At 55.5% G+C, this 13,356-nt stretch carries 13 protein-coding genes; 6 read left to right on the top strand and 7 right to left on the bottom strand.

Annotated elements, in window-relative coordinates; genetic code table 11:
• Nucleotides 1–23: 23 nt before the first annotated feature.
• The 5 genes from mnmE (at nt 24) to L384_RS15325 (ending at nt 5,087) form a co-directional block, all read left to right on the top strand.
• Complete coding sequence (gene mnmE / locus L384_RS15305) at nt 24–1,388, top strand: tRNA uridine-5-carboxymethylaminomethyl(34) synthesis GTPase MnmE (protein ID WP_015570136.1); 1,365 nt, start codon at nt 24–26, stop codon at nt 1,386–1,388.
• Between the two features lie 111 nt (nt 1,389–1,499).
• Complete coding sequence (locus tag L384_RS15310; protein WP_003861141.1) at nt 1,500–2,675, top strand: MFS transporter; 1,176 nt, start codon at nt 1,500–1,502, stop codon at nt 2,673–2,675.
• Complete coding sequence (gene yidZ / locus L384_RS15315) at nt 2,644–3,615, top strand: HTH-type transcriptional regulator YidZ (protein ID WP_022652106.1); 972 nt, start codon at nt 2,644–2,646, stop codon at nt 3,613–3,615. The genes L384_RS15310 and yidZ overlap by 32 nt, the downstream gene beginning before the upstream one ends.
• A gap of 122 nt (nt 3,616–3,737) precedes the next feature.
• A complete protein-coding gene (locus L384_RS15320) occupies nt 3,738–4,484 on the top strand; it encodes a 4'-phosphopantetheinyl transferase family protein (protein WP_003861145.1) in 747 nt (248 codons plus the stop codon).
• Between the two features lie 36 nt (nt 4,485–4,520).
• Nucleotides 4,521–5,087 (top strand): NADPH-dependent FMN reductase, encoded by a 567-nt coding sequence (locus tag L384_RS15325; RefSeq protein ID WP_003861147.1) that lies wholly within the window; start codon nt 4,521–4,523, stop codon nt 5,085–5,087.
• Nucleotides 5,088–5,173: 86 nt separating this feature from the next.
• Here L384_RS15325 and adeP read toward each other — a convergent pair whose 3' ends face one another.
• Nucleotides 5,174–6,511 carry an adenine permease AdeP gene (adeP, locus tag L384_RS15330; RefSeq protein ID WP_003861149.1) on the bottom strand — a complete coding sequence of 446 codons (1,338 nt, stop codon included), beginning with the start codon at nt 6,509–6,511 and terminating at the stop codon, nt 5,174–5,176.
• 165 nt (nt 6,512–6,676) lie between these two features.
• On the opposite strand from adeP, the gene yieH reads away from it, so the two are divergent.
• The gene (gene yieH, locus L384_RS15335) at nt 6,677–7,342 is read left to right on the top strand and encodes a 6-phosphogluconate phosphatase (protein ID WP_003861151.1); all 666 of its coding nucleotides are present in this window, start codon (nt 6,677–6,679) and stop codon (nt 7,340–7,342) included.
• 94 nt (nt 7,343–7,436) lie between these two features.
• Here the strand turns inward: yieH and phoU are convergent, their stop codons facing one another.
• From phoU to stgD, 6 genes are all read right to left on the bottom strand, one after another.
• Nucleotides 7,437–8,162 (bottom strand): phosphate signaling complex protein PhoU, encoded by a 726-nt coding sequence (phoU, locus tag L384_RS15340; RefSeq protein ID WP_003861153.1) that lies wholly within the window; start codon nt 8,160–8,162, stop codon nt 7,437–7,439.
• 26 nt (nt 8,163–8,188) lie between these two features.
• Nucleotides 8,189–8,962: a phosphate ABC transporter ATP-binding protein PstB gene (gene pstB, locus L384_RS15345; RefSeq protein ID WP_003861154.1), complete on the bottom strand. Its 774-nt coding sequence runs from the start codon at nt 8,960–8,962 to the stop codon at nt 8,189–8,191.
• 47 nt (nt 8,963–9,009) lie between these two features.
• Nucleotides 9,010–9,900 carry a phosphate ABC transporter permease PstA gene (gene pstA, locus L384_RS15350; protein WP_003861156.1) on the bottom strand — a complete coding sequence of 297 codons (891 nt, stop codon included), beginning with the start codon at nt 9,898–9,900 and terminating at the stop codon, nt 9,010–9,012.
• Nucleotides 9,900–10,859 (bottom strand): phosphate ABC transporter permease PstC, encoded by a 960-nt coding sequence (gene pstC, locus L384_RS15355; RefSeq protein ID WP_003861158.1) that lies wholly within the window; start codon nt 10,857–10,859, stop codon nt 9,900–9,902. The genes pstA and pstC overlap by 1 nt, the downstream gene beginning before the upstream one ends.
• Before the next feature lie 127 nt (nt 10,860–10,986).
• Nucleotides 10,987–12,027: a phosphate ABC transporter substrate-binding protein PstS gene (pstS, locus tag L384_RS15360; RefSeq protein WP_022652104.1), complete on the bottom strand. Its 1,041-nt coding sequence runs from the start codon at nt 12,025–12,027 to the stop codon at nt 10,987–10,989.
• 246 nt (nt 12,028–12,273) lie between these two features.
• A complete protein-coding gene (stgD, locus tag L384_RS15365) occupies nt 12,274–13,350 on the bottom strand; it encodes a fimbrial protein StgD (protein WP_022652103.1) in 1,077 nt (358 codons plus the stop codon).
• Nucleotides 13,351–13,356: the final 6 nt, after the last annotated feature.

The raw sequence follows: 13,356 nt of genomic DNA, 5'->3' as shown, positions 1-13,356 counted from the left end.
ATTTGTATTGAACGAGAGCAACCATGAGCCATAACGACACTATCGTCGCCCAGGCAACCCCACCGGGACGCGGTGGTGTAGGCATTCTGCGTATCTCCGGCCTGAAGGCGCGTGAGGTGGCCGAAGCGGTGCTGGGTAAACTGCCAAAGCCGCGCTACGCTGATTATCTGCCGTTTAAAGATGCTGACGGCACACCGCTGGACCAGGGCATCGCGCTGTGGTTCCCCGGCCCAAACTCCTTTACCGGCGAAGATGTGCTGGAACTTCAGGGCCACGGCGGCCCGGTGATCCTCGACCTGCTGTTAAAACGTATTCTGACCCTGCCTGGCCTGCGCATTGCGAAGCCGGGTGAGTTCTCCGAGCGTGCTTTCCTCAACGATAAGCTCGACCTGGCGCAGGCCGAGGCGATTGCTGATCTGATCGACGCCAGCTCCGAACAGGCGGCCCGCTCCGCGCTGAACTCGTTGCAGGGCGCGTTTTCCGCACGCGTGAATCACCTTGTGGAAGCACTTACTCACCTGCGAATCTATGTCGAAGCGGCTATCGACTTCCCGGACGAGGAGATCGACTTCCTCTCAGACGGTAAAATTGAAGCTCAGCTCAACCAGGTGATGAACGATCTCGATGCCGTCCGCGCCGAAGCGCGCCAGGGCAGCCTGCTGCGTGAAGGCATGAAGGTGGTCATTGCCGGACGCCCCAACGCTGGGAAATCGAGCCTGCTGAACGCCCTGGCGGGCCGTGAAGCGGCGATCGTCACCGACATAGCCGGCACCACCCGCGACGTGCTGCGCGAGCATATCCATATCGACGGCATGCCGCTGCACATCATCGACACCGCTGGCCTGCGCGATGCGAGCGATGAAGTCGAGCGTATCGGTATCGAACGCGCCTGGCAGGAGATCGAGCAGGCCGACCGCGTGCTGTTTATGGTGGACGGCACCACAACCGACGCCGTTGACCCGGCTGAAATCTGGCCAGACTTTATCGCCCGTCTCCCGGCTAAACTGCCGATCACCGTGGTGCGCAACAAGGCCGACGTTACCGGCGAAACGCTGGGCATCAGCGATGTGAATGGTCACTCACTTATTCGCCTGTCGGCCCGTACCGGTGAAGGCGTGGAAGCCCTGCGTAGCCATCTCAAACAGAGCATGGGGTTCGACACCAGCATGGAGGGTGGCTTCCTGGCGCGTCGTCGTCACTTGCAGGCGCTGGAAGAGGCGGCTCGCCACCTTGAGCAGGGTAAAGCCCAGCTGATCGGCGCGTGGGCCGGTGAACTGCTGGCGGAAGAGCTGCGTCTGGCGCAACAGAATCTGAGCGAGATCACCGGGGAGTTTACGTCGGACGATCTGCTGGGACGGATTTTCTCGAGCTTCTGCATTGGTAAGTAATTCACGTTAATACAGGGTGATTTCCTCCAGGGAAATCACCATTGTCCAAATGGCAACTCGCCTAATCCCCTTTCACCCCCTATCCTGCATGCCTGCATCTATGGGGGGTTTATGGCGCGTTTTCTGTTTTGTAGTTTCGCATTAGTTCTGCTTTATCCGTCCGGCATTGATATGTATCTGGTGGGGCTACCGCATATTGCCCGCGATCTGGGTGCCAGCGAGGCGCAACTGCACATCGCGTTTTCGGCCTACCTCGCGGGAATGGCGTCGTCGATGGTATTTGCCGGGAAAATCGCGGATAAAGCAGGCCGCCAGCCCGTCGCGATTACGGGTGCAGTTATCTTTGCGCTGGCATCAGTACTCTGTTCAGTGGCTCAGGAAAGCACAATGTTCCTGTCAGGACGTTTTATCCAGGGCATTGGCGCAGGCGGCTGTTACGTGGTGGCCTTTGCCATTCTGCGCGATACCTTGAGCGCCCAGCGCCGCGCCAAGGTGCTGTCGATGCTGAACGGCATTACCTGCATCATCCCGGTGCTGGCACCGGTTGTAGGCTACCTGATTATGCTTAAATTTCCGTGGCAGAGTCTTTTCTGGACCATGGCAGCCATGGGCGCCATCGTCTTTATCCTGTCCGTGACGGTGCTGAAAGAGACCCATCCCGGTTCGCAACAGCCATATCACACCGCAACCCTCCATCCGGCTGAAAAGCTGGTGAATCGCTTTTTCCTGAGTCGGCTGGCAATCACCACGCTTAGCGTGGCGGTGATCCTCACCTATGTAAACGTTTCCCCGGTGTTGCTGATGGAGACGATGGGCTTCGATCGCGGTGAGTATTCAACGGTGATGGCGCTAACCGCGATGGTGAGCATGGCGGTTTCATTCTCAACGCCCTTTGCGCTCAACATCTTCCGCCAGCGCACGCTGATGCTCACCTCACAGACGCTGTTTCTCGCCGCAGGCGTGATCCTGGCGACCGCCACCTCACACGCTGTAATGCTGGTGGGCATTACTTTGATCTGCGCCGGATTCTCCGTCGGCTTTGGTGTGGCGATGAGTCAGGCGCTTGGCCCCTTCTCGCTGCGGGCAGGCGTGGCCAGCTCGGTGCTGGGCATTGCGCAGGTCTGCGGTTCTTCGCTATGGATTTGGCTGGCGGCGGTGATCGGCCTTAACGCGCTGAATATGCTGATCGGGGTTCTGATTGGCTGTAGCATACTCTGCATTACCTTACTTATGGTCATCCAGCCCGCGGCGCACTATGAAGAAGCCCATCAGCAGTCTCGATCTTAATCTTTTACTTTGCCTGCAACTTTTGTTGCAGGAGCGCAGCGTCACCAAAGCCGCGAAGCGGATGAACGTGACGCCGTCCGCGGTGAGTAAATCGCTGGCGAAGCTGCGCGACTGGTTCGACGATCCGCTGTTTGTGAAAACGCCTTTAGGGCTACTGCCCACGCCTCTGACGGTGAGTCTGGAACAGGATTTGGCCGACTGGATGCAGATTGGCAACCAGATCCTCGATAAATTCCACCATAGCTCTCCAGGCGGGCTTAAGTTTGTGCTCGCCGCCGAAACACCGCTGATGCTGATCCGCTTTAATACCCTGCTGGAGCAGGTGAACGAGCGCTACCCACAGGCGACGGTGAAACTGCGGCAATGGGATTACGATTCGCTGGACGCCATTACGCGCGGAGAAGTGGATCTGGGCTTCACCGGGCGTGAAACGCACCCTCGCTCGCGCGAACTGCTAAAGCTGATGCCGTGGTTTATCGACTACGAAATCCTGTTCAGTGACCGTCCGTGCGTGTATTTGCGCGAGGATCATCCCGCGCTCCAGGAAGCGTGGGATCTGGAGACGTTTCTGCGCTACCCGCATATCAGCATCTTCTGGGAACGCAGTGACACCTGGGCGCTCGACGAGGTGCTAAGGGAGATGGGCCGGGAGCGTAACATCGCCATGAGTTTGCCCGGTTTTGAACAGTCGATGTTTATGGCGGCCCAGCCGGATCACAACTACATAGCCACTGCGCCGCACTACTGCCATCACTACAATCAACTCCACCAGCGTAATCTGGTCTGTCTGCCCATTCCCATCGATGAGGCGCAGGCAGAAAAGCTCACCGTACCCTTCACGCTGATCTGGCATAAACGGAACAGCCATAATCCGAAAATCCTCTGGCTGCGTGAGACGATTAAAGCGCTGTATACCGCACCAGATCAGGTTTTTGCCTAAGATAATGTAAAGTTCGGTGCTCAGGCTTCTCTTATTTCCATTTACTGATTAAAACAGAAGCTAAGTTAAGCGATAATCATGTAACCGTTTAACCTACTACGACCATTATCAAGGAGCGAAAAATGGCTACGCACTTTGCACGAGGAACATTAACGGAAGGGCATCTCGTATCGGCCAGACTTTCTTCAGCCTGTCACAGTGAGGCGCTCAAACTACCTGAACACCGCAGGACGCGGTTTTTAGCTTCCAGAGCGCTCCTCGCAGAACTGCTTTTTATGCTCTACGGCACTAGCGAACTACCGGACATACTCACCCAGCCAGAAGGTCGCCCGGTTTTTGCGGACCCGGCACTCCCCCATTTTTCCATTGCGTACACCGGCAACATTGTTGGCGTCGCGCTGACGACTGAAGGTGATTGTGGCCTGGATATGGAGCTGCAACGCGTCACGCGTAGCTTCCATGGTGCTAACGCGCTCGATGAATACCCGCTCTCCAGCAATGAAAAGCTGTGGATACGTAACCAGAACGACCCTGTTGAAGCCAGAGCGCAGCTCATCACCCTTCGCCAGAGCATCCGCAAACTGAACGGCGCGGCGTCAGACGACGCCAGCCTGTTGCAGCTGCTCCCCGGCTCCGGACGCCTGCGCGCGACAAAAGCCTCGCTGGTAGAGGCGCTCAGCGACGCTGAGGACGTACTGATCTGGTCCGTTGCGGTGAGCCCCGCCATCGAACGGCTGAAAATCTGGGAATTTGACAGTATTCGCGGTTGGCGTAGTCTTCCGGATGTCCCTGAGCGCGCCAACGAGCCCGCCGCGCGCCTGATGCGATTAACCAGTTTACCGGCAGAAAAAGCATACACCCATAGCTGATCCGTCCAGGGTCATCATGATGAAACAGGAGTAATCATGTCTGATACGTTGAAAGTTGTTACGTTACTGGGAAGCCTGCGCAAAGGTTCTTTTAACGGGATGGTTGCCCGTACGCTGCCGCAGCTGGCGCCTGCGGGAATGGAGATCAGTGCCCTGCCGTCCATTGGCGACATCCCGCTTTATGATGCTGACGTTCAGCAGGAAGAAGGGTTCCCGCAAAGCGTGGAAGCGATAGCCGAGCAGATCCGTCAGGCTGACGGCGTGGTGATTGTGACGCCTGAGTATAACTACTCGGTGCCGGGTGGTCTGAAGAACGCCATTGACTGGCTGTCCCGTTTACCGGAGCAGCCGCTGTCTGGTAAACCTGTGCTGATCCAGACCAGCTCAATGGGCGCCATTGGCGGCGCGCGCTGCCAGTATCACCTGCGTCAGATCCTGGTGTTCCTGGATGCGATGGTGATGAACAAGCCGGAATTTATGGGCGGCGTGATTCAGAACAAGGTCGACCCGCAGACGGGTGAAGTGGTGGATCAGAGTACGCGTGACCATCTCTCTGGCCAGCTGACCGCGTTTGGGGATTATATTAAGCGGGTGAAGGCGTAAGCCTTCGCCCTAACCCTCTCCCACAGGGAGAGGGAACTTTGCCCGTAGGTCAGGTAAGCGAAGCGCCACCTGACACCACCAGCATCTTAGTGTGAATCAATAAACACAATCTTCAGCACAAACAGCAGCGCAACAATAATCACGCACGGGCTGAGTTCGCGGAAGCGGCCGGTACCGATCTTCATCACGCAGTAAGAGATAAAGCCCAGCGCGATACCTTCGGTGATCGAGAAGCTGAACGGCATCATCACCGCGGTAATAAACGCCGGAACGGCTTCCGTCAAATCTTCCCACTTCACGCGCGCCAGGCTTGAGGTCATCAGCACGCCGACGTAAATCAGCGCGCCAGCTGCCGCGTATGGTGGCACCATCCCCGCCAGCGGAGAGAGGAAGATCACTAGCAGGAACAGCAGACCCACAACTACCGCCGTCAGGCCAGTACGACCGCCCACGGACACACCGGAAGAGGATTCAATGTAAGCGGTAACAGACGAGGTGCCGATGAAAGAGCCAGCGACGGACGAGATGCTATCCACATACAGCGCCTGCTTCATGCGCGGGAATTTGCCTTTTTCATCCGCCAGACCCGCTTTGTCGGTCACGCCAATCAGCGTACCGGAGGAGTCAAACAGGTTGACCAGCATGAAGGAGAAAATCACCCCGGCCAGACCCAGGTTCAGCGAGCCCGCCAGATCAACGTGGCCAATCACGGTAGAGACGCTTGGTGGCGCAGAGACGATACCGTTGTAATGTACGTCACCCAGCATCCAGCCCAGCAGCGTGGTCACAATGATAGAGACCAGCACCGCAGCATGGATGTTGCGCGACGCCAGGATCGCGATGATAAAGAAGCCCAGCACGCCCAGCAGCACGCTGTGAGAGGTCAGGTTACCAATGCTCACCAGCGTTTCCGGGTTCGCCACGATAACGCCAGCGTTTTTCAGCCCCATCATGCCGATAAACAGACCGATACCGCTGGTGATACCCACGCGCAGGCTCACGGGAATGTTCGCAATCATCCAGTAGCGCACGCGGAAGATGGTCAGCAGCAGCAGGCCGACCGCGCCCCAGAAAATAGCGCCCATCCCGACCTGCCACGGCAGGCCCATCGCCTGAACCACCACGAACGCAAAGAACGCATTCAGACCCATTGCCGGGGCCAGCGCCACGGGCAGATTAGCGAAAACGCCCATCAGGATGCTGCCAAGCGCCGCGATCAGACAGGTGGTCACGAAGACGGCGCTGGTGTCCATGCCAGCCACGCCCAGAATTTGCGGGTTAACGAAAACGATATAGACCATCGTCAGGAAGGTAGTAAAACCGGCGATCACTTCGGTGCGTGCCGTTGTGCCGTGCTCGCGCAGTTTGAACACGCGCTCAAGCAGCCCCTGACCAGACGTCTGGGTAGTGTGTTGTTGACTCATCATCAATTTCCGAACAAGGAGGGAAAATTCGTCGCTATCCTATACCAAAATGCGACAATAGTGGCGGTTACGGGATACTTTTTTCATTGATTTTGCTTATACGGCAACGATTGCGTCCCGGTGAACTGCCGTACGAAAACGTTAAACTTGTTAAAAGGGAAAGGCATGTCCGGAATTGAAGCGGTATTTTTCGACTGTGACGGTACGCTGGTCGACAGTGAGGTCATTTGTTCCCGCGCGTATGTCGCCATGTTCCAGGAATTTGGTATTACGCTCGATCTCGAAGAGGTGTTTAAACGCTTTAAGGGCGTGAAGCTGTACGAGATCATCGACATCATTAACGAAGAGCACGGGGTGGATCTGGCGAAAGCGGATCTGGAACCGGTGTACCGCGCCGAGGTCGCACGCCTCTTCGACGCCGAGCTGGAAGTTATCGCTGGCGCTAACACGCTGCTGGATGCGATGACGGTGCCGATCTGCGTGGTCTCTAACGGCCCGGTCAGCAAAATGCAGCACTCGCTCGGCAAGCTGAACATGTTGCACCACTTCCCGGAAAAACTGTTCAGCGGCTACGATATCCAGCGCTGGAAGCCGGATCCGGCATTGATGTTCCACGCGGCGAAGGCGATGAACGTCAACGTGGAGAACTGCATCCTGGTGGATGACTCGTCTGCGGGCGCGCAGTCGGGGATTGATGCGGGGATGGAGGTGTTTTACTTCTGCGCCGATCCGCACAACAAGCCGATCGATCATCCAAAAGTGACGACCTTTACCGATCTGGCGCAACTGCCAGCGTTGTGGAAGGCGCGCGGGTGGGATATTACTCGCTGAGTTTTCCCCTCACCCCGGCCCTCTCCCACAGGGAGAGGGAGAAAACCGAATGGTCCCCTCTCCCTGTGGGAGAGGGTTAGGGTGAGGGTAAAAATCACTCTTTCGGATCTTTACCCGCCAGCAGCTTGTCCAGCTCGTCGCCGCCCACGTGTCGGAAATCCTGCCCCTTCACGAAGTAGAAGATGTATTCGCAAATGTTCTGGCAGCGGTCGCCAATACGCTCGATTGAGCGCGCACAGAACAGCGCGGTGAGTACGCTTGGAATGGTACGGGAATCTTCCATCATGTAGGTCATCAGCTGACGCACTATGCCTTCGTATTCCTGGTCAACTTTCTTGTCTTCACGGTAGATACGGACCGCTTCGTCCAGATCCATGCGCGCGAAAGCGTCCAGCACGTCGTGCAGCATCTGCACGGTGTGGCGACCGAGAGACTCCAGACTCACCAGCAGCGGCTGGTGCTGCTGGGAGAATTTCTCCAGCGCGGTGCGACAGATTTTATCCGCCACGTCACCAATACGCTCCAGCTCGGCGATAGTTTTGATGATCGCCATCACCAGACGCAGGTCGCTCGCCGTCGGCTGACGCTTCGCAATGATGCGCACGCAGGCTTCGTCGATGGCGACTTCCATCATATTGACGTTGTGGTCGCCTTCAATAACGCGCTTCGCCAGCTCGCTGTCCTGGTTGTGCATCGCCGTGATCGCATCAGAAAGCTGCTGCTCGACCATGCCGCCCATGGTCATCACCTGGGTGCGAATGCTTTCCAGCTCTGCGTTAAACTGGCCGGAAATGTGTTTATTAAGATTGAGGTTGTCCATGGTTTCTCCACATGCACTAAGGCAAATCAACCGTAGCGGCCAGTAATATAATCTTCGGTTTGTTTCTTCGCCGGACGGGTGAACAGCGCATCCGTATCGCTGAACTCAATCAACTCGCCCAGGTACATAAACGCCGTGTGGTCAGAACAACGTGCAGCCTGCTGCATGTTGTGGGTCACGATCACCACGGTGTAATCCTGCTTCAGCTCGGTGATCAGCTCTTCGATACGCCCGGTTGAGATCGGGTCCAGGGCTGAGCACGGCTCATCCAGCAGCAAGACTTCCGGGCGAATGGCGATACCGCGCGCAATGCACAGACGCTGCTGCTGACCACCGGAGAGAGAGTACCCACTCTGGTGAAGTTTATCTTTGGTTTCGTTCCATAATGCGGCCTTGGTCAATGCCCACTGCACGCGCTCGTCCATATCCGCACGGGAGAGCTTCTCAAACAGACGCACACCAAAGGCGATGTTGTCATAGATCGACATCGGGAACGGCGTGGGTTTCTGGAATACCATCCCCACTTTCGCACGCAGCAGGGCGATATCCTGGGTATTGGTCAGGATGTTGTCACCGTCCAGCAGAATTTCACCTTCTGCGCGCTGCTCCGGATAGAGCGAATACATTTTGTTAAAGGTGCGCAGCAGCGTGGATTTACCACAGCCGGACGGACCGATGAATGCCGTTACCTGGTTCTTCGCGATATCCAGATTGATATTCTTCAGGGCATGGAATTTGCCGTAGTAGAAGTTCAAATCACGAACCTGAATCTTACCCGGGGCAGTATCAACCATACTCATTGACTCATTTCCTCATTCGGCGCCGCGAGCTGCCGCGCCGTAAAAATTTAACCGTGTTTCTTCTTCGCGAAAATGACGCGCGCCAGAATGTTCAGCAACAGTACGCAAAGGGTGATGATCAGCACCCCGGCCCAGGCCAGCTGCTGCCATTCCGCGAATGGGCTCATCGCAAATTTAAAGATCGTCACCGGCAGGTTGGCGATCGGCTGCATCATGTCCGTGCTCCAGAACTGGTTGGAGAGGGCGGTAAACAGCAGCGGTGCGGTTTCACCGGCGATACGGGCGATAGCCAGCAGGATACCGGTCATGATCCCCGAGACGGACGCTTTCAGGGTGATCGCCGAAATCATTTTCCATTTCGGCGTGCCCAGCGCGTAAGCCGCTTCACGCAGGCTGTCCGGCACCAGTTTCAGCATGTTTTCAGTAGTACGAATAACGATAGGCACCTGCAACAGCGCCAGCGCAATCACACCCGCCCAGCCGGAGAAGTGTTCCATTTGCGCCACCACGATGGTGTAAACAAACAGACCCACGACAATCGACGGGGCAGAAAGCAGAATGTCGTTAATAAAGCGGATGACTTCAGCGATCCAGGACTTGCGCCCATACTCCGCCAGATAGATACCCGCCATAATGCCCAACGGTGTACCGAAAACGGTCGCCCACAGGATCAGCAGGCCGCTACCCGCCAGGGCGTTTGCCAGACCACCGCCCGCCGTGTTCGGCGGCGGCGTCATTTCCGTGAACAGCGCCAGGGACATTCCATCGATGCCGCGGGTGATGGTTGACATCAGGATCCAGATCAGCCAGAACAGGCCGAACGCCATCGTGGCCATGGAAAGCGTCAGCGCAATGCGGTTTTTAATCCGGCGCTTTGACTGCATTTTGCGACGGGATTCCGCAAGCTGAGCGGTATTTTGCATATCGAGAGTTGCCATTAGCGTGCCCCCTCGTTTTTAGCCAGACGCATAATCATCAGCTTGGAGATAGCCAGCACAATAAAGGTGATAACAAACAGGATCAGGCCCAGTTCCATCAGCGCCGCGACGTGCAGCCCGGATTCCGCTTCGGCAAATTCGTTCGCCAGCGCAGAAGTAATACTGTTCCCCGGCATATAGAGCGAAGCGCTGTCGAGTTGGTAGGTGTTGCCGATGATAAAGGTGACCGCCATGGTTTCACCGAGCGCGCGACCTAAGCCCAGCATAATGCCGCCAATCACCCCATTTTTGGTGAACGGAAGGACGATGCGCCAGATAACTTCCCAGGTGGTGCAGCCGATGCCGTAGGCGGACTCTTTCATCATCACCGGGGTTTGTTCGAAGACATCGCGCATGACCGCCGCAATGTACGGAATAATCATGATGGCGAGGATCACACCCGCCGCCAGAATGCCGATACCGAATGCCGGGCCGGAGAACAGCGCCCCCACAAACGGAACGGCAGAAAGCACGTTACCGACCGGCTCCTGGAAGTACGTTGCAAACAGCGGAGCAAAAATAAACAGGCCCCACATGCCGTAAACGATACTTGGGATGGCCGCCAGCAGTTCAATGGCGATACCCAGCGGACGCCGCAGCCAGCCTGGCGCCAGTTCCGTCAGGAACAAGGCAATACCGAAGCTCACCGGAACCGCAATTAGCAGGGCGATAAAAGAGGTCACCAGCGTGCCGTAAATCGGCACCAGCGCACCGTAAATATCGTTCGGCGCATCCCACTCTTTGGTCCACAGGAAGGCGAAACCAAATTTTTGAATGCTCGGCCAGGAGGAGAAAATCAGGGACACGATAATGCCGCCCAGCAGCAATAGCACAATCAGCGCAGCCAGTTTCACCAGCGCGCTGAAAATCATGTCACCTTTTTTACCCGGAGGGTTAAATGCAGGCTTGGTTGCAGCCATAAATTACTCTTCTTTATGAGACGTCTTACGAATATGCCCGGTGGCGCTGACGCTTACCGGGCCTACAGAGTAAACCGTAGGGCGGGATCGCTGCGCGCCACCCGCCATCTTCGTTAAAAAAATCCTGTTAGTACAGCGCTTTACCGCTGCTGTCTTTCACGTTGGTTTTCCATGCAGCACGAATCTGCTCAACCACGCTGTCTGGCAGGCTGGCGTAATCCAGGTCATTAGCCTGTTTGCCGCCGTTTTTGTATGCCCAGTCGAAGAACTTCAGCACTTCTGCGCCCTGCTCTGGTTTCTTCTGCTCTTTGTGAACCAGAATGAAGGTGGTAGAGGTGATTGGCCACGCGTCTTCACCTTTCTGGTTAGTCAGGTCCTGAGCGAAGGATTTGCTCCAGTCAGCGCCTTTGGCGGCGTTGGCGAAGTTCTCTTCGGTCGGGCTAACCGGTTTGCCGTCGGCAGAAACCAGTTTGGTGTAGGCCAGATTGTTCTGCTTAGCGTAGGCGTACTCTACGTAGCCGATAGAGCCAGGCAGACGCTGTACGAAGGCTGCGATACCGTCGTTGCCTTTACCGCCCAGACCGGTTGGCCAGTTAACGGTAGAGCCGGAACCGACTTTAGATTTCCACTCTTCGTTCACTTTCGCCAGATAGCTGGTGAACACGAAAGAGGTGCCAGAGCCGTCAGCACGACGAACCACCGCGATATTCTGCGAAGGCAGCTTAACGCCCGGGTTCAGCTTAGTGATGGCTTCGTCATCCCATTTTTTGATTTTGCCCAGGTAGATGTCACCCAGGGTTTTGCCGTCCAGCACCAGCTCGCCTGATTTCAGGCCAGGGATGTTAACAGCCAGCACAACGCCGCCGATCACGGTCGGGAACTGGAACAGGCCTTCCTGATTCAGTTTCTCATCAGACAGCGGAGCGTCGGATGCGCCGAAATCAACGGTATTCGCGGTAATTTGTTTTACGCCACCGGAGGAGCCGATACCCTGATAGTTGACCTTGTTACCGGTCTCTTTCTGGTAGGTATCCGCCCATTTGGCATACACCGGCGCAGGGAAGGTTGCACCAGCGCCAGTCAGGCTTGCTGCTGCGAAGGCAGAGAAAGCGCTCATCGATAAGGTCGCGGCGACAACAGTTGCGACAGTGGTACGCATAACTTTCATAATGTCTCCTGCAAGGATTTCGTAAATCATTGTTTAAGTGGCTACGATGAGCAAAATAGGACAAACAGGTGACAGATAAATGTACGAAATATGACAGTTTTATGACAATGAGAGAGTGTAAAATAAGCCACTGATATTAATGATTATTTGTTCAGGGGAGCATCATAGAGTTGTCATATAGAAAGGGATAAGCCTGGTGCAAAAGAGGAAAAATGACAACGGCTGTCATAAACAGCCGTTGGGTGATTAATGTTCAATTTCCAGCGTGACCGTTGCGTACGCTTCAAACGTTCCAGGTTTTGGCTGCGCCCCCGTTGCGCTTGCAGGCGCAGCGGAAAAGGTAAGCGAATTGTTTTCGGCGCCGTTATTGTTTTCTCCCCTATCCATGTCCATCCTGCCGCCGTTGACGCTGACCTGACGATCCCACTTGTCGTATACCACAATGCCTACATCATCATTGCCGTTGACTTTCATCATCGTGGCATCGGCGTCGACAGGGTCTCCATGGAAAGTGGAGTAGACAATATTCTCATCCAGCATGCCTGTGCACTGTACCTGAATCGTCTTTTTTACCTTGTGACTCGTCACGGCGGTGCCTTTGGTAGCGGAAAATTCCGGGGCCGGGATTTTGCCAAAATCTATCTCAAGCGTCTGCCCGGGCGCTATCTCGCAGTTTTGCGGCACGACGATATCGCCAGCGATTTTGATCTCTGCCATTTTTTCGGTGCTGGAGGTCGAGGAGGCCGCATCCAGCCCGCCATAAAGATCGGCGACTATCGTACCTGGCACACTCACCCGGCCAATAAACGGCTTGTTAATTAAGAATGATATTTTTATTTTTGAACCGGTATTGAGTGTTGGTTCGCTCCCTTCCTCACCAGGCGCATAACAATAGGAGCTATGAGACATTACGTTTGGTTCTGCGCTGAAAGGTACCGGTATATAATCTCTGCCGAGCACAAGTATCGACGTGGCGATGCTGAGGTTGTTATTAAGGGTAAAATAGGTATACCCGTTCTTTACCACATCTTCACTTAACGACGATCGTGCGGTGTAGTAGATTTGGCGAAAGCCCGTAGAGTAATGCGTAAGACAGTTGCATTGCGCTTTGTAACTCGCAGATGAACTGAGCGTTTCCAGATCCCTGATCTCTGTACCTGCTTTATTTTTATCCGCCGGGATCGACTGCCCGTTCAGATTAAGGTTATAGATATAAGCGCCACCTTCGGAGTGACAAATCCCGTCGCCCGTGGTGTACGCTTTGCATACTGGCGTCATAAATATTATCAACGCGCTTAAAAACAGAGGTGTCCTGAATTTCATCTTATT

It is taken from the genome of Enterobacter sp. MGH 38, assembly GCF_000492855.1.
Taxonomy (GTDB): domain Bacteria; phylum Pseudomonadota; class Gammaproteobacteria; order Enterobacterales; family Enterobacteriaceae; genus Enterobacter; species Enterobacter hormaechei_C.
This window is presented reverse-complemented; position numbering and strand designations above follow the sequence as displayed.